At 73.0% G+C, this 18,570-nt stretch carries 14 protein-coding genes; 7 read left to right on the top strand and 7 right to left on the bottom strand.

Features of this window, described 5'->3' with window-relative positions; all coding sequences use genetic code 11:
• The first annotated feature begins 29 nt into the window (after window positions 1-29).
• Entirely contained in the window at window positions 30-2,609 is a 2,580-nt protein-coding gene (gene pepN, locus OTB20_RS05030) for an aminopeptidase N (RefSeq protein WP_267815396.1), read from the top strand.
• Window positions 2,610-2,788: 179 nt separating this feature from the next.
• On the opposite strand, the gene OTB20_RS05025 is transcribed toward pepN, so the two are convergent.
• From OTB20_RS05025 to OTB20_RS05015, 3 genes are all read right to left on the bottom strand, one after another.
• Window positions 2,789-3,688: a LysR family transcriptional regulator gene (locus OTB20_RS05025; RefSeq protein ID WP_267753722.1), complete on the bottom strand. Its 900-nt coding sequence runs from the start codon at window positions 3,686-3,688 to the stop codon at window positions 2,789-2,791.
• Window positions 3,689-3,698: 10 nt separating this feature from the next.
• Window positions 3,699-4,625: a DMT family transporter gene (locus OTB20_RS05020; RefSeq protein ID WP_267815395.1), complete on the bottom strand. Its 927-nt coding sequence runs from the start codon at window positions 4,623-4,625 to the stop codon at window positions 3,699-3,701.
• Between the two features lie 70 nt (window positions 4,626-4,695).
• Window positions 4,696-5,625: an EamA family transporter gene (locus OTB20_RS05015; RefSeq protein ID WP_267815394.1), complete on the bottom strand. Its 930-nt coding sequence runs from the start codon at window positions 5,623-5,625 to the stop codon at window positions 4,696-4,698.
• Between the two features lie 115 nt (window positions 5,626-5,740).
• Between OTB20_RS05015 and OTB20_RS05010 the strand changes: the two genes are divergently transcribed.
• A complete protein-coding gene (locus OTB20_RS05010) occupies window positions 5,741-6,298 on the top strand; it encodes a MarR family winged helix-turn-helix transcriptional regulator (RefSeq protein WP_267815393.1) in 558 nt (185 codons plus the stop codon).
• Between the two features lie 161 nt (window positions 6,299-6,459).
• On the opposite strand, the gene OTB20_RS05005 is transcribed toward OTB20_RS05010, so the two are convergent.
• From OTB20_RS05005 to OTB20_RS04995, 3 genes are read right to left on the bottom strand one after another with little or no spacing between them, the layout of a single operon-like run.
• Window positions 6,460-6,699 carry a hypothetical protein gene (locus OTB20_RS05005; protein WP_267753717.1) on the bottom strand — a complete coding sequence of 80 codons (240 nt, stop codon included), beginning with the start codon at window positions 6,697-6,699 and terminating at the stop codon, window positions 6,460-6,462.
• Window positions 6,700-6,719: 20 nt separating this feature from the next.
• Window positions 6,720-8,789, bottom strand: coding sequence for a 4-alpha-glucanotransferase (locus OTB20_RS05000; protein ID WP_267815392.1), 2,070 nt, complete (start codon window positions 8,787-8,789; stop codon window positions 6,720-6,722).
• A gap of 15 nt (window positions 8,790-8,804) precedes the next feature.
• Entirely contained in the window at window positions 8,805-9,047 is a 243-nt protein-coding gene (locus tag OTB20_RS04995; RefSeq protein ID WP_267815391.1) for a hypothetical protein, read from the bottom strand.
• A 395-nt stretch (window positions 9,048-9,442) separates the two neighbouring features.
• On the opposite strand from OTB20_RS04995, the gene OTB20_RS04990 reads away from it, so the two are divergent.
• On the top strand, window positions 9,443-12,484 hold the full coding sequence (locus tag OTB20_RS04990) for a beta-N-acetylglucosaminidase domain-containing protein (RefSeq protein WP_267815390.1): 3,042 nt from the start codon (window positions 9,443-9,445) through the stop codon (window positions 12,482-12,484).
• 239 nt (window positions 12,485-12,723) lie between these two features.
• Here OTB20_RS04990 and OTB20_RS04985 read toward each other — a convergent pair whose 3' ends face one another.
• Window positions 12,724-13,275 carry an HNH endonuclease gene (locus OTB20_RS04985; RefSeq protein WP_267815389.1) on the bottom strand — a complete coding sequence of 184 codons (552 nt, stop codon included), beginning with the start codon at window positions 13,273-13,275 and terminating at the stop codon, window positions 12,724-12,726.
• 259 nt (window positions 13,276-13,534) lie between these two features.
• Here OTB20_RS04985 and OTB20_RS04980 point away from each other — a divergent pair, with 259 nt between their 5' ends.
• The 4 genes from OTB20_RS04980 (at window position 13,535) to OTB20_RS04965 (ending at window position 18,569) form a co-directional block, all read left to right on the top strand.
• Window positions 13,535-14,647 carry a mechanosensitive ion channel family protein gene (locus OTB20_RS04980; RefSeq protein ID WP_420716329.1) on the top strand — a complete coding sequence of 371 codons (1,113 nt, stop codon included), beginning with the start codon at window positions 13,535-13,537 and terminating at the stop codon, window positions 14,645-14,647.
• Window positions 14,648-14,864: 217 nt separating this feature from the next.
• Window positions 14,865-16,112, top strand: a complete 1,248-nt coding sequence (locus OTB20_RS04975; RefSeq protein WP_267815388.1) for an ROK family transcriptional regulator — start codon at window positions 14,865-14,867, stop codon at window positions 16,110-16,112.
• 167 nt (window positions 16,113-16,279) lie between these two features.
• Window positions 16,280-17,614, top strand: coding sequence for an extracellular solute-binding protein (locus OTB20_RS04970; protein ID WP_267815387.1), 1,335 nt, complete (start codon window positions 16,280-16,282; stop codon window positions 17,612-17,614).
• Window positions 17,615-17,618: 4 nt separating this feature from the next.
• A complete protein-coding gene (locus tag OTB20_RS04965; protein WP_267815386.1) occupies window positions 17,619-18,569 on the top strand; it encodes a carbohydrate ABC transporter permease in 951 nt (316 codons plus the stop codon).
• Window position 18,570 lies beyond the last annotated feature (1 nt).

The following is an 18,570-nucleotide window of genomic DNA, read 5'->3' as shown; positions in this document are numbered from 1 at the left end:
GCACCGTCACCATCGAAGGAGATGAACGCGTGCCAGGCACGAATCTGACCCGTGAAGAGGCTCAGCAGCGCGCAAAGCTGCTCAGCGTGGACTCGTACGAGATCGAGCTCGATCTCAGCGGCGCGCAGGAGGGCGGCACGTACCCCTCCGTGACCACCGTGCGCTTCCAGTCCGCCGAGGCCGGCGCCGAGACCTTCATCGACCTGGTCGCTCCGGCCGTGCACGAGGTCGTCCTCAACGGCAGGGCCCTGGACGTGGCCGCCGTCTTCCGGGATTCCCGGATCGCGCTCGCGCACCTCGCCGCCGGGGCCAACGAGCTCCGCGTCGTCGCCGACTGCGCCTACACCAACACCGGTGAGGGGCTGCACCGCTTCGTCGACCCGGTCGACGAGCAGGCTTATCTGTACACGCAGTTCGAGGTCCCGGACGCTCGCCGCGTCTTCGCGAGCTTCGAGCAGCCCGACCTGAAGGCGACGTTCCGGTTCACCGTGACGGCCCCCGAGGGCTGGACCGTCATCTCGAACTCCCCGACGCCGGCCGCTCCGGCCGACAACGTGTGGCGCTTCGAGCCCACCCCGCGCATCTCCACGTACATCACGGCCCTGATCGTCGGCCCGTACCACGCGGTGCACAGCTCCTACGAGGGCAAGGACGGGCAGTCCGTCCCGCTCGGCATCTACTGCCGGCCCTCGCTGGCCGAGTTCCTCGACGCCGACGCGATCTTCGACGTCACCCGTCAGGGCTTCGACTGGTTCCAGGAGAAGTTCGCGTACGACTACCCCTTCGCGAAGTACGACCAGCTCTTCGTGCCGGAGTTCAACGCGGGCGCGATGGAGAACGCGGGCGCGGTCACCATCCGCGACCAGTACGTCTTCCGCTCGAAGGTGACGGACGCGGCGTACGAGGTGCGCGCCGAGACGATCCTGCACGAGCTCGCGCACATGTGGTTCGGCGACCTCGTCACCATGGAGTGGTGGAACGACCTGTGGCTGAACGAGTCGTTCGCCACCTACACGTCCGTCGCCTGCCAGGCGTACGCGGAGGGCTCGAAGTGGCCGCACGCGTGGACCACCTTCGCCAACTCCATGAAGACCTGGGCGTACCGGCAGGACCAGCTGCCGTCCACGCACCCGATCATGGCCGACATCGGTGACCTGGACGACGTCCTGGTCAACTTCGACGGCATCACGTACGCCAAGGGCGCCTCGGTGCTCAAGCAGCTCGTCGCGTACGTGGGCATGGACGCCTTCTTCAAGGGCGTGCAGGCGTACTTCAAGGCGCACGCCTTCGGGAACACCCGCCTGTCGGACCTGCTGGGCGCCCTGGAGGAGACCTCCGGCCGCGATCTGACCGCCTGGTCGAAGGCGTGGCTGGAGACCGCGGGCATCAACATCCTGCGCCCGGAGGTAGAGCTCGACGCCGACGGGAACGTCGTGTCGCTGGCGGTCCTGCAGGAAGCTCCCGAGCTGCCCGCCGGCGCCAAGGGCGAGCCGACACTGCGCCCGCACCGGATCGCGATCGGCTGCTACGACCTCCAGGACGGCCGTCTCGTCCGGACCAGCAGGATCGAGCTGGACATCGACGGCGAGCGCACCGAGGTGCCGTTCCCCCAGGGCGCTCCCCGGCCCGCGGTGTTCCTGCTGAACGACGACGACCTCTCGTACGCGAAGGTCCGCCTCGACGAGGAGTCGCTGAGGACGGTCACCGCGCACATCGGCGACTTCACCGAGTCGCTGCCGCGCGCACTGTGCTGGGCCTCGGCCTGGGACATGACCCGCGACGGCCAACTGGCCACCCGCGACTACCTCGCCCTCGTCCTGTCGGGCATCGGCAAGGAGTCGGACATCGGCGTCGTCCAGTCGCTGCACCGCCAGGTGAAGCTGGCCGTGGACCTGTACGCCGACCCGGCGTGGCGGGACCAGGGCCTGGCCACCTGGACGGAGGCCGCCCTGGAGCACCTGCGTGCGGCCGAGCCGGGCAGCGACCACCAGCTGGCCTGGGCCCGTGCCTTCGCGGCGACGGCCCGCACCGAGGGGCAGCTGACCTACCTGTCGGCGCTGCTGGACGGCTCGGCGGAGCTCAAGGGCCTGGCGGTGGACACCGAGCTGCGGTGGGCGTTCCTGGAGCGCCTGGTCGCCACCGGTGTCGCCGGCGAGCCGGCCATCGCGGCCGAGCTGGAGCGGGACAAGACGGCGGCGGGCGAGCGGCACGCGGCGGCCGCCCGGGCGGCGCGTCCGACGGCGGAGGCCAAGGCCGAGGCGTGGGCCTCGGTCGTCGAGGGCGACTCGCTCCCGAACGCGGTACAGGAGGCGATGATCGGCGGCTTCGTCCAGATCGACCAGCGCGAGCTCCTCGCCCCGTACACGGCGAAGTACTTCGCGGCGGTCAAGGAGGTCTGGGGGACCCGGAGCCACGAGATCGCGCAGCAGATCGCGGTGGGGCTCTACCCGTCCCTCCAGGTCTCCGAGGAGACTCTCGCGGCGACGGACGCCTGGCTGGCCTCGGCCGAGCCGAACGCGGCCCTGCGCCGCCTGGTCTCGGAGTCCCGTGCGGGCGTCGAGCGCACCCTGAAGGCCCAGGCGGCCGACGCGGCCGACGCTGGGGCCTGACGGCTCCCGGGTTCCCGGGGCTCCGCCCCGGCCCCCGTGCCTGACCCGCCGGCGAGGCTGGATTTCCAGCCCGTCCGGCGTGTCGGGGCCGGGTCCGGGCAGAGTCCGGGGACGGGTGGGCAGGGGTCGGGTGTGCAGGGGACGGCTCCGCGCGGCGGCCCTCCCGCGGCAGGCAGCGCTCAGCGCGCCGCCGCCACCGCCCGCATGGCCTCCAGGACGTGCGCCACCGCGGGCGCCGATTCGGCGCCGCGGCGTACCGCCGCGATGACGTGCCGCGTGGGCCGGTCGTGGGTCAGGACCCGGACCGACACCCCCGAGGCCCGGCTCGACACCATCCGCGGAACCAGGGCGACGCCCATCCCGGCCTCCACCATCGCCAGGATCGCGGTCCAGCCGGACGCCGCATGCGCCTGTTCCGGTACGAAGCCCGCCGCCTCGCAGGCGTTGCGGGTGATCTCCGACCAGGGTCCGCTGCCTCCGTAGATCCACGGGTCCCCGGACAGGTCCGCGAGCCGCAGCTCTTCGGCGCCGGCCAGCGGGTGGTCCGGGGGCAGGGCCACGTCGAGGGGGTCCTCCAGCAGGGTCCTGCGGGTGAAGCGGGGATCGCGGGCGGTCGGGGCGTGGGCCGCGAGGGAGAGCGCCAGGTCGACGACCCCGGCGGACAGCAGCTCGTAGGACTCGGCCGCCTCGGTCTCCCGTACGCGGACCTCCACTGCGGGGTGCGAGCGCCTCAGGGCGGCGACCGCGGGGACCACGAGGACCGGTACGGCGGTGGAGAAGGCCCCGATCCGCACCTCCCCCGCCTCCCCCGCGAGGTATCCGGTCAGTTCCGCGTCGGCCCGCTCCAGCTGCGCGAACACGGCCTCCGCGTGCCGCAGTACGAGGTGTGCGGCGTCGGTGAGCCGGACCCGGCGGCCCTGGGCCTCCAGCAGCGGGACCCCCAGCATCCTGGCCAGGTTGGTCAGCTGCTGCGAAACGGCCGAGGGCGTCATGTGCAGCGCCTCGGCCGTCGCGGTCACGGTCCCCTGTTCGGCGAGGGTCCGCAGGATCCGCAGCTTCTTGATGTCCCACTCGATCATGGGACCGAACTTACCGCCGGGCACCCAGACCCACGCCGCCCAGGATCAGCGCCATGCAGAGCAGCTGCGTCGGGCCGGTCGTCTCGCCGAGGAGCAGCAGGCCGAGTCCCGCGACGCAGACCGGCTGGAGGTAGTAGACGACTCCGGCGCGGGCGGCGCCGATGATCGCGACCGCCTTGTTCCAGGCGAAGAAGGCGACGGCGGAGGAGAAGACGCCGACGTACAGGAGCATTCCGGCGGTGGAGGGGGTGACCTGGAAGCCGCCCTGGACGCTGACGGACACGGCGTAGGCGGGGGCGAGCATCAGCGCGCCGAGGACGAAGGTGGTGAGCAGGAAGGCGAGGCCGCCCAGTTCGGCGGGCTTGCGCTTGAGGAGCGCGCTGTACGTGGCGAAGGACAGGGCGGCGCCGAACATCCACAGGTCGCCGGCGGCGAAGTCGAAGCGGATCGAGCCCTTGCCGACCAGGAGGAGCACGCCGAGGGCCGCGAGGGCGAGGCCGAAGGTGCGCCGGGCGCCGAGCCGGGCGCCGCCGAGCCGGGCGTACAGGGCCATGATGACCGGCGAGGCCGCCATGATCATGCCCATGTTGGAGGCGGAGGTGGTCAGTCCGGCCTGGTGCACGAGGGTGTTGTAGAGGGTGACGCCGAAGAGGGTGGCCAGGGCGATGTAGCCGAGGTGCTCGCGGATCAGGTCGCGCTGCTGCCAGGCCTGCCGGACGGCGAAGGGGGCGACGGCCACGGTGGCGATCACCCAGCGCCAGAAGACGGCCTGCACGGGCGGGATGCTGTCCGCCATGCCGCGGGTGGCGACGAAGCTGCCGGACCAGACGACCGTCGCGAGCAGGGCGAGAAGTACGCCGAGCCCGGCGGCCCCCTTCTTCGCCTTGCCGGGCAGTGCTTCCTGCGGGACGGTGCGGACGCGGTCCGTGACGGCCACTGTGTGTCTCCTCCTGGGGCTCTCGGTGTACCGCGCTACCGGTACGTCGGTGTCGTCTTTGTTCGTCCGACTACCGTCGCACCGACTCACCCATCAGGTCCATCGAATCATTTCGATCGATTTCTTTAGCAGAAACGAACGGTCGCGTGGATCCGGCCACCACCTGCCCCGTGATGGTGGCGCCGAGGGCGACCCCCATGCCCAGCACCTGCACCGATGACAGCGCCTGGCCCAGCGCCGCCCAGCCGATGACGGCGGCGGTGAGCGGCGAGAGCACGCCGAGCAGGGTGACCGAGGTGGCGGTGAGCTGTCCGATGCCGCGCACCCAGAGCCAGTACGCCAGGCCGGTGTTGATCAGCATCATGTAGCCGTAGCCGAGGCAGGCCTTGCCGTCGAGCGCCGGCGGGGCCCCTTCGACGAGCGCGGCCAGCGGGATGATCATCAGCCCCCCGGCGGTGAGCTGCCAGCCGGCCATCGCCAGCGGTCCGGCCCCCTCCGGGCGCCCCCAGCGCTTGGTCATCACGGTGCCGGCGCCCATGGAGACCGAGGAAACCACACCGGCGGCGATCCCGACCAGGTCGAGCCGCGCCTCGGAGGTCAGCACCACCATGCTCACGCCGAGGGCCCCCGCGATGGCGACCAGCACCGTCCGCGGCCGCGCCCGCTCCCCCAGCAGCAGGGCGGCCAGTCCGATGACGAACAGCGGTCCCGCCGCGCCCAGTACGGCCGCGACCCCGCCGGGCAGGCGGTAGGCGGAGAGGAAAAGGAGGGGGAAGAAGGCGCCGATGTTGAGTCCGCCCAGGACGGCCGCCTTCCACCACCACCGCCCGGTGGGCAGCTTCCGCGCCAGGGCGGTGAGCAGCAGTCCGGCGGGCAGGGCCCGCATGACGCCGGTGAACAGCGGCCGGTCGGGCGGCAGCAGCTCGGAGGCCACGGCGTACGTGGAGCCCCAGGATATGGGGGCGAGGGCGGTCAGTGCGATGGCGCCTGTGCGCTTCACGGCGGTGCTCCTCCGGCAGGAAAGAGTGGCTCACTTGGGAGTAGCTTAGCACTAAGCTACTTTCCAGCAAGCAACTTTCTTGCGGAGGAACAAGCGGAAGCCGGATACTGCGCCCATGACCGAGCCCACGCCCGCGCAGGAGCCCGCGACCAAGCCCGTGACCACACCCGGGGCCGGGGCCGCGCCCGCCAAGGACCCCGTCGACGCGATCACCGACCAGTGGTTCGCGGTACGACCCGACCTGGACACCACGCCCATGGCCGTCTTCGGGCGGATCTTCCGGATCTCCAGAGCCATGGGTGACGGAATGGAACGGGCCTACGCGCGCTACGGGATCACGCGCGGGGAGTTCGACGTCGTCGCCACCCTGCGCCGGAGCGGAACCCCGTACACGCTCTCACCCCGCCAGCTCTCGGCCACGCTGATGCTCACCACGGGCGGGATGACGGGACGGCTGGACAAGCTGGAGAAGGCGGAACTGCTCTGCCGCAAGCCCGATCCGCACGACCGGCGGGGGCTTCAGGTGACGATCACCGACCGCGGTCTCGCGCTCATCGACGAGGCCGTCGAGGCGGGCCTGGCGGTCCAGCGCGAGGCGCTGACCGGGCTGGACGAGGCGGAGATCGCGGCGGTCACCGGGCTGCTGCGCAAGGTCCTCGCGGGGGCCCCGTAGCCGGGCCGGGGCGGGCCGGGGCGACGGATCCCGGTACGGGTCCATGACCGCGCCCGAACCCCGGTACGAGTCCGGATCCGGGTACGACGAAACGCCGAGGGTCCTCATGGACCCCCGGCGCCCCGGACGTATCGATTCGAGCGAGGAGACCCCGGGAGGGGTCAGCTCTCGTTCTGCGGCTTGCGCGACTTGTCGCCGACCATCACCAGACCGGCGATGATCAGGAACAGCACGATCGGCGTGGCCACGTAGAGGCCGAGCGTCTCGGCGACGCTCAGGCCCGGACCCGGGTCGTCGCCGTCGTCACGGGTGACCGCGAGGGCGGGAGACGTCATCAGCAGCATCATCAGCGTCGTTCCGGCCGTGACGGCGCCGGCGCGCAGAGCGTTCTTCTTGTCCACGGTGCAAACGTAGCGAACACCTAAACGCCGCGCGCGCCCGGGGGTGCCGTACGGGTTCCCAGCGCCCCCCGCACCGCCCCCAGCAGGGTGTTCGCCCGCGGTGAGGCGGACAGTGCCTCCAGGGTCAGCGGCCGGCCCTCCGCGTCGGCGACCGGGAGCCGCCAATTGGGGTACTGGTCCCAGGTGCCGGGCAGGTTCTGCGGCCGCCGGTCCCCCAGCGCGTCGGGCAGCCAGACCCCCACGAGCCGGGCCGGGGTGCGCAGCAGGAACCCGTACAGGGCCCGTACGGCGGCCTCCTCGCCCTTGGTGTCGAGCCCGAGGTCCTCCAGTACGTCCATCCACCGGGCGGTGTCGGCCGCGTCCTCGGCACGCTCCCGCTCCACCGGGCGGGTCAGCAGGCCCAGCCGGTCGCGCAGTTCCACGTGGGAGCCGGCCAGTTTGGCGGCCGTGGGCGGCAGATCGTGGGTGGTGACCGTGGCCAGGCAGTCGGCGCGCCAGCGCTCCGGCTCCAGCGGCTCGCCGTCGCCGCCCCAGTCCCGCTCGAACCACAGCACCGAGGTGCCCAGCACCCCGCGCCGGGCCAGTGCCTGACGGACCCCCGGCTGCACGGTGCCGAGGTCCTCGCCGATGACCAGGGCCCCCGCCCGGTGGGCCTCCAGGACCAGCAGGGCGAGCATCGCCTCCCCGTCGTACGAGACGTACGCGCCTTCGGCTGGCGGGGCCCCTTCCGGGATCCACCAGAGCCGGAAGAGTCCCATGACGTGGTCGATGCGCAGGGCGCCGGCGTACCGGAACACCCCCCGCAGCAGGGCCCGCAGCGGTTCGTACCCGTCCTGCGCCAGCCGGTCGGGCCGCCAGGGCGGCAGTCCCCAGTCCTGGCCGCGCGCGTTGAAGGCGTCCGGCGGGGCGCCGACGGAGACGGCCCGGGCGTAGTGGGGGGATCCGGAGGCGTCCGAGCCCTCCGGGTGCACCCCGACAGCCAGGTCGTGCACGATGCCGACCGCCATCCCGGCCTCCTTGGCGGCGCACTGGGCGGCGGCGAGCTGGGCGTCCGTCAGCCAGACCAGCCAGCGGTGGAAATCGGCCCCCGCTTCGGGGTCCTGCCCGGCGTGCGCGGCGCACCACAGGGCGTGCCGGTCCAGCTCCGGGCCCTGCTCGGCGCGGAAGTTCCGGTAGGCCGCTTCCCGTTCGGGCGTGCGCGGGACGGCGTACAGCAGCTCCAGGGCGGCCCGCTTGAGGGACCAGACGGCGTCCCGGTCGATCAGTGCGCCCTTCTCCAGCACCTCGCGCCGCAACTCCGCTCCCCGGCCGGCCAGTTCCGCGAGGGCGTCCCGGTCGGGGCAGGCGGCGTACTCGGGGACGTCCTCGATCCGCAGGTGCACCGGGTCGGGGAAGCGGCGCGAGGACGGCCGGTACGGGGAGGGGTCGGTCGGGGTGCCGGGAACGGCCGCGTGCAGCGGGTTGACCTGGACGAAGCCGGCCCCGTGGACGCGGCCCGCCCAGCGCGCCAGCTCCGCGAGGTCGGCCAGGTCCCCCATGCCCCAGGAGCGCTCGGAGAGCAGGGAGTACAGCTGGACCAGGATCCCGTGGGTGCGCTCCGGCGCCGCCGGGGCCCGGTCGGGGGCCACGATCAGGGTGGCGGTGGCGGTGCGGCCGTCGGGGGCCTCGGCGTGGATCCGGTGCACACCGAGCGGCGGCTCCCCGGCGCCGGAGGCACTCCAGGGCGCCGCCGGGCCCTGCGGGGCCGGCTGCTCCGGCGCCACCGGCCGGCCCGCCGCCCCGGCCGCCCCCACCGGGCCGTCCCGCTCCGCCTCCAGCAGGGTCCGGGTCCCCGGCGGCAGCGCGCACAGCTCCGCGGGCGGCCTCGACCCGGCCCACCACACCAGCACGCGCGGCAACAGCCGGTGCGCCGCTTCGTGTTCGGCGGCGGCGAGCTCGGACCGTACGGACTCCGGGGTGTGCGTGTCCACCCCCAGCTGCCGCAACACGGCGGCGATGGTGGTCTCCGGAACCCGCAGGGTGACGTCCTCGGCGGGCTGGTAGGTGGTGGCCACTGCGTACAGGGCCGCGAGCCGGGCGAGGTCGTCCATCAGGTTCCTTGTCGTCTAGTCACCGGCGGCGGCGGCCGCGGCATGGGTGGTCGGCTCGCTGGTCAGCGGGGCCTCGCAGGCGAGCGGGGGCTCACTGGTCAACGGCGAGTGCGCGGCGTCGGCGAGCGACGGCTCGCTGGTGAGGGGCCGTTCGTCGGGTCCGGCCTGAGCCGGCAGGTGGGCCAGGGGCGGACGCCGTTTCGGGGCGGATATGGCGGTGGTGAGGTTTTCGGTGTTCACCGGCAGGCACTCCTTCATGCGTGAGGATCGGGCAGGACCCGTGGACGGCTCCCACTGTGTCGGTCCGCGCGGTGTCCGCGCATCTCCGGCAATGGAAATTCTCCTGCGCGGGCCCGCCATTCGTACAGACGTGCCTGCATTCGGGCCGCGCGCGCGAGAGGTGTTGCGGGGGGCCGCGCCGATCACCACGCGCCCGGAGCCTTCGGCCCCGGCCTGCGGGACCGTCGGGAGCGCCCCCGTGCGCGTGGCCCGGAGAACATCCCGGAGAACATCCCAGCCATACCCAGAAGGCCGCCCCGCATTCCTGGCCGATCCAGGTCGGATCCCCCGCCGGCGTTGACACCCCGGCCGTGCGGATGGTGGGCTCTGGCTCATTCGTACGAGCGGGGGACGACTCGGGACGGGGTGGCTCCGTGCAGACCAGGGGCAGGAAGCGGGCCACGGCCGCGGCGGTCGCCGTCATCGGGAGCCTGCTGGGCGGCTCGGCGGTCGTGTGCCCACCCGCCGCCTTCGCGGCGCCGGCCCTGCCGGGTGCGCCCGCCGCACCGGGGGCCCCTGCTGTTCCCGGCGCGCCCGCGGCTCCCGGCGCGCCGTCGGACCCCGCGCCCGGTCCCGTACCCGCCCCCGTGCCGGGCCCCGGCTCCGATCCGGCGCGGGCCGCCGCCGACGGGCCCGCGGTGTGGCCCCGGCCACAGTCGATGGCCGCCGACCCCGCGCGCGCGGTGCCACTGGGCGCCGAGGCCGTACTCGTACGGCCCGCGGACGTGGACCCGTACGCCGCCCAGGTCGTCCGCGAGGCCCTGCACGGGGCGGGCGTACGGACCCTGCACGAGCGGGCCGACGGGGAGCCGCTGCCCGAGGCGGTCCCCGTCGTACGGCTCCAGGGGCAGTACGACGGGGACACGGAGCGGGCGCTGCGGGCCCTGGGCGCGGACGGGGCCGGCGATCTGCCGGCCGGCGGCTACCGGCTGGCGGTGGGCCGCGCCGAGGGACGGGACACGGTCGCGCTGGCCGGCGTCGGCGACGACGGGCTGTTCCACGCGGCCCAGACGCTGCGTCAGCTGCTGGCCCAGGGCGGCGGGAAGGTGCCCGGGGTCCTCGTACGGGACTGGCCGTCCGCGCCGGTGCGCGGGATCACGGAGGGGTTCTACGGGACTCCGTGGACGGCCGCCCAGCGGCTCGCGCAGGTGGAGTTCATGGGCCGCACCAAGCTGAACCGGCTGCTGCTCGCGCCCGGCGACGACCCCTACCGGACCACGGACTGGCGCCGCGACTACCCGGCGCCGCGGGCGGCCGAACTGCGGGAGCTGGCCGGCCGGGCGCGCGCCGCCAAGGTGGTGCTCGCCTGGGCGGTGGCCCCCGGGCAGTCGATGTGCCTGGCCTCCTCGGCCGACCGGGCGGCGCTCGCCCGCAAGGTGGACGCGATGTGGGACCTCGGGTTCCGGGCGTTCCAGGTGCAGTTCCAGGACGTCAGCTACACCGAGTGGGGCTGCCGGGCCGACCGGCAACGGTACGGCAAGGGCCCGGCGGCGGCCGCGAAGGCGCACGCGGAGGTCGCGGGCGAACTCGCCGCGCACCTGGCCCGGCGCTATCCGGGGGCGCCCGCACTGTCGCTGCTGCCGACGGAGTACTACCAGGAGGGTTCGACGCCCTACCGGACCGCGCTGGCCGGGGCCCTGGACGACCGGGTGGAGGTCGCGTGGACGGGCGTCGGCGTGGTGCCGCGCACGATCACCGGGCAGGAGGTGGCCGGGGCGCGCTCCGCACTCGGGCAGCATCCGCTGGTCACCATGGACAACTATCCCGTCAACGACTGGGATCCGGGCCGGATCTTCCTCGGCCCGTACGCGGGACGCGACCCGGTGGTGGCGGGCGGTTCGGCGGCCGTACTGGCCAACGCGATGCCCCAGGGCACTCTGTCGCGCATCCCGCTGTTCACGGCGGCGGACTTCACGTGGAACCCGCGCGGCTACCGGGCCGCCGACTCCTGGGCGGCGGCCGTGGTCTCCCTCGCCGGACCCGATCCCGAGGCCCGCGAGGCACTGGCCGCGCTGGCCGGGAACAGCGCCTCCTCCGGCCTCGCCCAGCCCGAGTCCGCGTACCTGGCCCCGCTGGCCGAGGAGTTCTGGCGGGCCCGGGGCGCCGGCGACCCGGCGGCCGGCGACCGGCTGCGGGCCGCCTTCCGCGTGCTGCGCGAGGCCCCCGACCGGCTGCCAGCGCTCGCCGATGAGGCGGGGCCCTGGCTGTCCCGCCTCGCGCGCTACGGGGCCGCCGGGGAACTGGCCCTCGACGTCCTCCAGGCGCAGGCCCGCGGCGACGGGGCGGCGGCCTGGCGGTCCTCGCAGGCCCTCTCCACCGCCCGCGAGGCGCTGTCCGCGGCGGATCCCGCCCGGGTCGACAAGGCGGTGCTGGACCCCTTCCTGGCGCGGGCCGCCGCCGAGGCCGACGCGTGGACCGGCGCGGCCCGCGCGCCGGGCACGGTGACCCGGCGGGCCGACGCGTGGACGGTCGAGCTGTCCGGTGCCCGACCGGTGTCGGTGGTGACCGTGATGACCGACCCGCTGCCGCCCGGCAGCCGGGGCGCGGTGGTGGAGGCCCACGTACCGGGAGAGGGCTGGCGCAAGGTCGCGGAAGCGGCGGCGTCGGGCTGGACCCAGGCGGACGTGGGCGGCCTACGGGCCGACGCGGTCCGGCTCGTCTGGTCGGGCCCGGCTCCGGCCGTGCACAGCGTGGTCCCGTGGACGCAGGACGGCCCGGAGGCCCGCTTCGAGCTGCCTCGATCCGTGGACGCGGAGATCGGCGGAGCCGCGCAGCGGGTCCCGGCGGAACTGTCGGCGCTGCGTCCCGAAGAGGTGCGCGGGCCCCTGTCGGCGAAGCCGCCGGCGGGCGTCTCGGTACGGCTGCCGCAGACGGCCGCGGTCCCGCGCGGTACGACGGCGACCGTCCCGGTGGAGGTCTCGGTGGCCGCGGGCACGGCGCCGGGCACCTACGAGGTCCCGGTCGCCTTCGGGACCGAGACCCGCATCCTGAAGGTCCGCGCCCACCCGCGCACGGCCGGCCCGAACCTGCTGCGCTCCGCCGTGGCCTCCTCCTCGGCCGACGAGACCCCGGCCTTCCCCGCTTCGGGGGCGCTGGACGATTCCCCGGCCACCCGCTGGTCCTCGCCCGCCGTCGACGGGGCCTGGTGGCAGGCGGAGCTGCGGGCTCCGGCGCGGATCGGGCTGCTGAACCTGCGGTGGCAGGAGGCGTACCCCTCCCGGTTCCGGGTGGAGACCTCTTCGGACGGTGTCACCTGGCATCCGTCTGCGACGGTCGCCTCGCGTGGCGGGCCGGACGCGGTCCACTTGGACCTGCCGGCGGCCCCGTCCCGCTTCGTCCGGGTCACCTGCGAGGCCCGGGCCACCCGCTACGGCTGCAGCCTGCTCTCGGCGGAAGCCTTCGCGGTGGCCCCTTGACCCTGCGGGGGCAGGTCCCTCCCCGCCCTTCCCCGCTCCCCGGAGTTCCGCCCCGGACCCGTCGCCCCGCGCGGCACCGCTGCCTGGGGCGCCGGCCAGACCAAGCCTCGCCGACGACTGAGGCGCGGGGTCCGGGGCGGAGCCCCAGGAGCAGTACAGCCCGGCCCCGGGGGCCCCTCCCAGCGGTAGCTGGGTGAGTTCGCGGACCGGGGCCGGGCAGCGCCCGGGAGCCGGACCGGCTACGACGCGGCCGCTACCGCGACCGGTACCCCGATGCGGTCCAGCGCGTCTTCCGCCCCGTACGGCTGGAGGTACGGCATCCAGCACGGATCCCGGTGCCCCGTCCCGATGATCCGCCAGGCCAGCCCGGACGGCGGGGCCGGCTGGTGCCGCAGCCGCCAGCCGAGGTCGACGAGGTGCCGGTCTGCCTTGACGTGGTTGCAGCGACGGCACGCGGCGACGACGTTGTCCCAGGCGTGCTGCCCGCCCCGGCTGCGCGGGACGACGTGGTCGACACTGGTGGCGACGGCCCCGCAGTACATGCAGCGACCGCCGTCCCGGGCGAACAGCGCGCGCCGGGTGAGCGGAACGGGCCCCCGGTAGGGGACCCGCACGAAGCGCTTGAGCCGAACCACGCTGGGCGCGGGGAGGGCCCTTGTCGCGCTGTGCAGAAAGGCGCCGGACTCTTCCAGGGAGACCGCTTTGTTCTCCAGGACGAGGACGAGCGCTCGACGGAGCGGTACGACGCCAAGGGGCTCGTACGACGCGTTGAGGACCAGGACGTGCGGCACGGACTGCCTCCTTGTACGTCGGCGGCGCGTGGCTCGCGCCGGGACGATCTGCCTTCCAGTCTCCCCTTACGGCTGGTCGAAGCGCCACCACGCGCCCGTAACGGGTCCGAGGTGTTTTCAACCACACGCTTCATTCCCGCGTGAGTCTGGTCTCTCCCTCGAACAGGGCAACAAGCTCGGGCAAGTGCCCCGTTAGGGTGGATGGTCTGCTCGCTCGCACCCTTTCGCGGGCAGGACGCTACATGTGGAGGTTTCCGCCGTGCCCAGGCCTGCCGCCCTGCTCCCCCTCGCAGCCGACACCCCGGACGCGTCCCAAACGATCAGAGATACGCACGAGAACGTGACGAACGCCGCCAGTTTCATCGAGGAGAACTGGGCCGGATGGCTTTACCTGGGCCTGCGGATCCTCCTCATCCTGGTCATCGCCTTCGCCCTGCGCTCGGTGGTCCGCAAATCGCTGACGAAGCTGATCACCCGGATGAACCGCGGTGCCGAGGCCGTCGAGGGCACGGCCCTGGGCGGGCTGCTGGTCAACGCCGAGCGGCGCCGCCAGCGGTCCGAGGCCATCGGTTCGGTGCTGCGTTCGGTGGCCTCGTTCCTGATCCTCGGCACGGCGGGCCTGATGGTGCTCGGCGCGCTCGACATCAATCTGGGGCCGCTGCTGGCGAGCGCCGGTGTCGCCGGTGTGGCGATCGGTTTCGGCGCCCGGAACCTGGTCACGGACTTCCTCTCCGGCGTGTTCATGATCCTCGAGGACCAGTACGGGGTCGGCGACAAGATCGACGCCGGGGTGGCCTCGGGCGAGGTCGTCGAGGTGGGTCTGCGCGTCACCAAGCTGCGCGGTGACAACGGGGAGATCTGGTACGTCCGCAACGGCGAGATCAAGCGGATCGGCAACCTCAGCCAGGGCTGGGCCACCGCCGCCGTGGCCGTGCAGGTCAAGCCGACCGAGAGCCTTTCGCGCATCCGAGAGGTCATCCAGGAGATCGCCGACACCATGGCCAAGGAGTCCCCGTGGGACGAGCGGCTGTGGGGTCCGGTGGAGGTACTGGGCCTGGACGAGGTGCTGCTGGCCTCCATGACGGTGAAGGTGTCGGCGAAGACGATGCCGGGCCAGCAGTTCACCGTGGAGCGCGAGCTGCGCTGGCGCATCAAGGACGCCTTCGACGCCGCGGGTATCGGGATCGTCGGGGGCCTGCCGGCGGCCGACGAGGACGAGGACCCGGCCGATCCGTCGGCCTCCGTCGCCGCGCCGTCGGCGATGGCGAACCCGGCCTCGCCGCAGTCCCTGGCCACCACGCCCATCCCGGCGCCGGCCGTGGGCGGCTCCTCGGGATCGGGCTCGGGCTCGGGACCGCGCATCAGCAAGTAACACCCGCCCCATCCGTACGCCGCTGCCCCCGCAGGTCCGACCTGCGGGGGCAGCCGCATGCCGGGGTGCAGGGCCCGTGGGGAGACCATGGGGAGAAAACGGTGGGAGCACGGCGCCGGCATGGGCCCTGACTGGGCCCTGACTCGGCATTGACACGAGCGACCCACCAATAGGAAACTTACCTAACAGTTCACCTCGGTGAGGGAGAAGCAACCCCATGCCCGCCACCCCCGGTACGCCCAGCCTGTTGCGCGCCCTGAACGACCGGGCCGCGCTCGAGCTCCTGCTGACGCACGGTCCGCTGTCCCGGACCCGGATCGGGCATCTCACCGGCCTCTCGAAGCCCACCGCCTCCCAGCTGCTGGCCCGCCTGGAGGCCGCCGGGCTCGTCGTCGCCACCGGCACCGCCACCGGCCGCCCCGGCCCCAACGCGCAGCTCTACGCCGTCAACGCGCGGGCCGCGTACGTCGCCGGACTCGACGTCACGCCGGGCCGGATCCTCGCCTCCGTCGCCGACCTCACCGGTGAGGTGACCGGCAGCCACGAGCTCCCCTACGCGGAGGGCACCGGGCCGGTCGAGCAGGTCACCCGCGCCCTCGGCGAGGCCGTCAAGGACGCCGGGCTGCACCTCGCCGACATCCACCGGCTGGTCATCGCGACCCCCGGCTCCTTCGACCCCCGCACCGGGGTGCTGCGCTACGCCGACCACCTGGAGGGCTGGCAGTCCCCCACGCTCCTCGACGAGCTCGCCGCGGCCCTGCCGATGCCGGTCGAGTACGAGAACGACGTGAACCTCGCCGCCGTCGCCGAACAGCGGCTCGGAGCCGCCCGCGGCCACGAGGACTTCGTCCTGCTGTGGAACGAGGAGGGCCTCGGGGCCGCCCTCGTGCTCGGCGGCCGGCTGCACCGCGGGTGGACCGGCGGCGCCGGGGAGATCGGCTTCCTGCCGGTCGCCGGGCACCCGCTCGTCCGCCAGGTCACCCGGGTCAACTCCGGCGGCTACCAGGAGCTGGCCGGCGTGCAGGTGCTGCCCGCGATGGCGGCCCGGCTCGGCGTCGAAGCACCCCCGGCCGCCGCGGCCGGGGGCGGCTCGGTGCACGGGGCCGTGCACGGGGCCGAGTCCGGGGCTGCGGTCGAAGCGGCCGCCGCGCTGCTCGCCCAGGCCGCCGCCGCACCCGAGGGGGCCAATCTGGAACTCCTGCGGGAGTACGCCACCGGCCTCGCCACCGGACTCGCCTCGCTGGTCGCCGTGCTGGACCCGGAGATCGTGATCCTCTCCGGCGCACTGACCATCGCGGGCGGGGAACCGCTGCGCGAACTCCTCGAAGCCGAAATCGCCGACCTCGCCCCGTCCCGGCCCCTGCTGGTGACCGGCGAGGTACGGGAAAGGCCGGTACTGCGCGGGGCATTGGAGAGTGCCCTCGCCGCGACCCGCGACGAGGTCTTCGACACCTCGCGCCGCTGAACCGCACCACCCCGCCCCGCACCACCCCGAACCGCCGTGCGCCTCCCCGCACGGCCCGCACCGCACCTAGCGCCCGCCCCACACGCGCCCCCCGGCGCACGCAGCCCCGTACACCCCACCCGCACCACCCCTCCAGGAAGTCCCCCCGCGCAGAGAGTGACTCCGCCATGCCCGGAATCCGTCGCCTGACCCTCGCCGCCACCGTCGTCGCCGCGATATCCGTACTCGCCACCGCGTGTGCGGGCTCCACCTCCAACACGGCCTCCGACGACCCGAACAAGGACGTCACCCTCAACTTCTGGCACGGCTGGTCCGCCCCCAGTGAGATCAAGGCCATCGAGGACAACATCGCCCGGTTCCAGAAGGCGCACCCGCACATCAAGGTGAACGTCACGGGCAACATGACGGACGACAAGATCAACCAGGCGCTGCGGGCCGGCGGGGACAAGGCCCCCGACGTGGTCGCCTCCTTCACCACCGACAGCGTCGGCAAGTTCTGCAACACCGGCGCCTTCGCGGACCTGAACCCCTTCCTGAAGAAGTCCGGGATCGAGAAGGAGAAGGTCTTCCCCAAGACCCTGATGCAGTACACCCAGTTCAACGGCAACCAGTGCACCCTGCCGCTGCTGAACGACGCGTACGGCCTCGTCTACAACAAGACCGCCTTCGATGCCGCCGGGATCACCGAAGCACCCAAGACCTGGAGCCAGTTCGAGGCCGCCGCGCAGGCGCTGACGAAGCCCAAGGGCGATTCGTACGAGCAGCTCGGCATCATGCCCACCTATCACGGCTACGAGACCGCCCCCCAGCGCCTGGCCGCCATGTGGAGCCCGACGTACTTCGACGCCGCCGGCAAGTCCAACCTGGCCAAGGACCCCGCCTTCACGAAGATGCTGACGGCGCAGAAGGACCTGGTCGCCAAGCTCGGCGGGTACGAGAAGCTGGAGAAGTTCCGCACCACCTTCGGCGACGAGTGGAGCGCTGAGCACCCCTTCCACCAGGGCCTGGTGGCGATGCAGATCGACGGCGAGTGGCGGGCCTCCATGGCGAAGGAGGCCGGGGTGAAGTTCGAGATCGCCACCGCGCCGATGCCCGTCCCCGACGACCAGCTCGCCGACTACGGCAAGGGCTACCTCTCCGGCACGATCATGGGCATCGCCTCGGGCAGCAAGAAGCAGAACGTCGCCTGGGAGCTGACGAAGTACATGACGACCGACACCGACGCGGTCGTGGAGTTCGCCAACGCCATCCACAACGTGCCGTCCACGCTGGCCGCCCTGGACTCCCCGGGGCTCCAGGTGAGCCCGGAGTTCAAGACGTTCATCGACATCGCCAAGCACCCGAAGTCGACCACCACCCCGGCGCAGGTGGACGGCGGCACCTACCAGTTGACCTTCACGGACTTCGCGTACTCGGTCGAAAAGGGCGACGTGGCGGACATCGCGGCCGGTCTCGCCAAGACCGACCAGCAGATCGACACGGACATCGCGAAGGCGAAGTAGTCCGATGGCCGGCACCCTCTCCCCCGAGCTGCGCACCAGGCGCCGCAAGTCCGCGCTGCGCACGGCGGCCTTCATGTCGCCCTGGCTGATCGGGTTCGGCGTCTTCTTCGCCTACCCGCTCGTCTCCACCGTCTACTTCTCCTTCACCAAGTACGACGGCTTCCGCCCGCCCGTCTTCAACGGGCTGGACAACTGGACCTACGTCTTCTCCGACCTCCCGATGTTCTGGCCGGCCATGCGCAACACCCTGTGGCTGGTCGTGGTCATGGTCGCCTGCCGGGTCGCCTTCGGGCTCGGCATCGGTCTGCTCATCACGAAGATCAAGATGGGTACGGGCATCTTCCGCACCCTGTTCTACCTGCCCTACCTGGCTCCTCCGGTGGCCGCGACCCTGGCCTTCGTGTTTCTGCTCAACCCGGGCACCGGCCCGGTGAACACCCTGCTGGACGCCGTCGGACTGCCCACGCCCGGCTGGTTCACGGACCCCGCCTGGTCCAAGCCGGCGCTGACCGCACTCGCCGTGTGGGGGGTGGGCGACCTGATGGTCATCTTCATGGCCGCGCTGCTCGACGTACCGCGCGAGCAGTACGAGGCCGCCGAGCTGGACGGCGCCGGAGCGCCGGCGCGTTTCCGCCACATCACCCTGCCGAACATCTCGCCGATCATCCTGTTCGCGGTGGTCACCGGGGTCATCCAGGCGATGCAGTTCTACACACAGCCCCTGGTGGCGGGGAAGGTGGCGTCCGGCGTGATGGGCGGCTCGGGCCAGCAGTCCGAGCCCGGGTACCCCGACAAGTCCACGCTGACCCTGCCCCAGGTCATCTACAACGTCGGCTTCCAGCGCTTCGACTACGGCACCGCCTGCGTGGTCGCCCTGGTGCTGTTCGCCCTCTCCATGGCCTTCACCGCGCTGCTCATGCGGCGGCGCGGCGGCCTGATCGAGGCAGGTGACTGAG

The sequence above is a fragment of the Streptomyces sp. H27-H1 genome, from assembly GCF_026627445.1.
In the GTDB taxonomy this organism is placed as follows: domain Bacteria; phylum Actinomycetota; class Actinomycetes; order Streptomycetales; family Streptomycetaceae; genus Streptomyces.
This window is presented reverse-complemented; position numbering and strand designations above follow the sequence as displayed.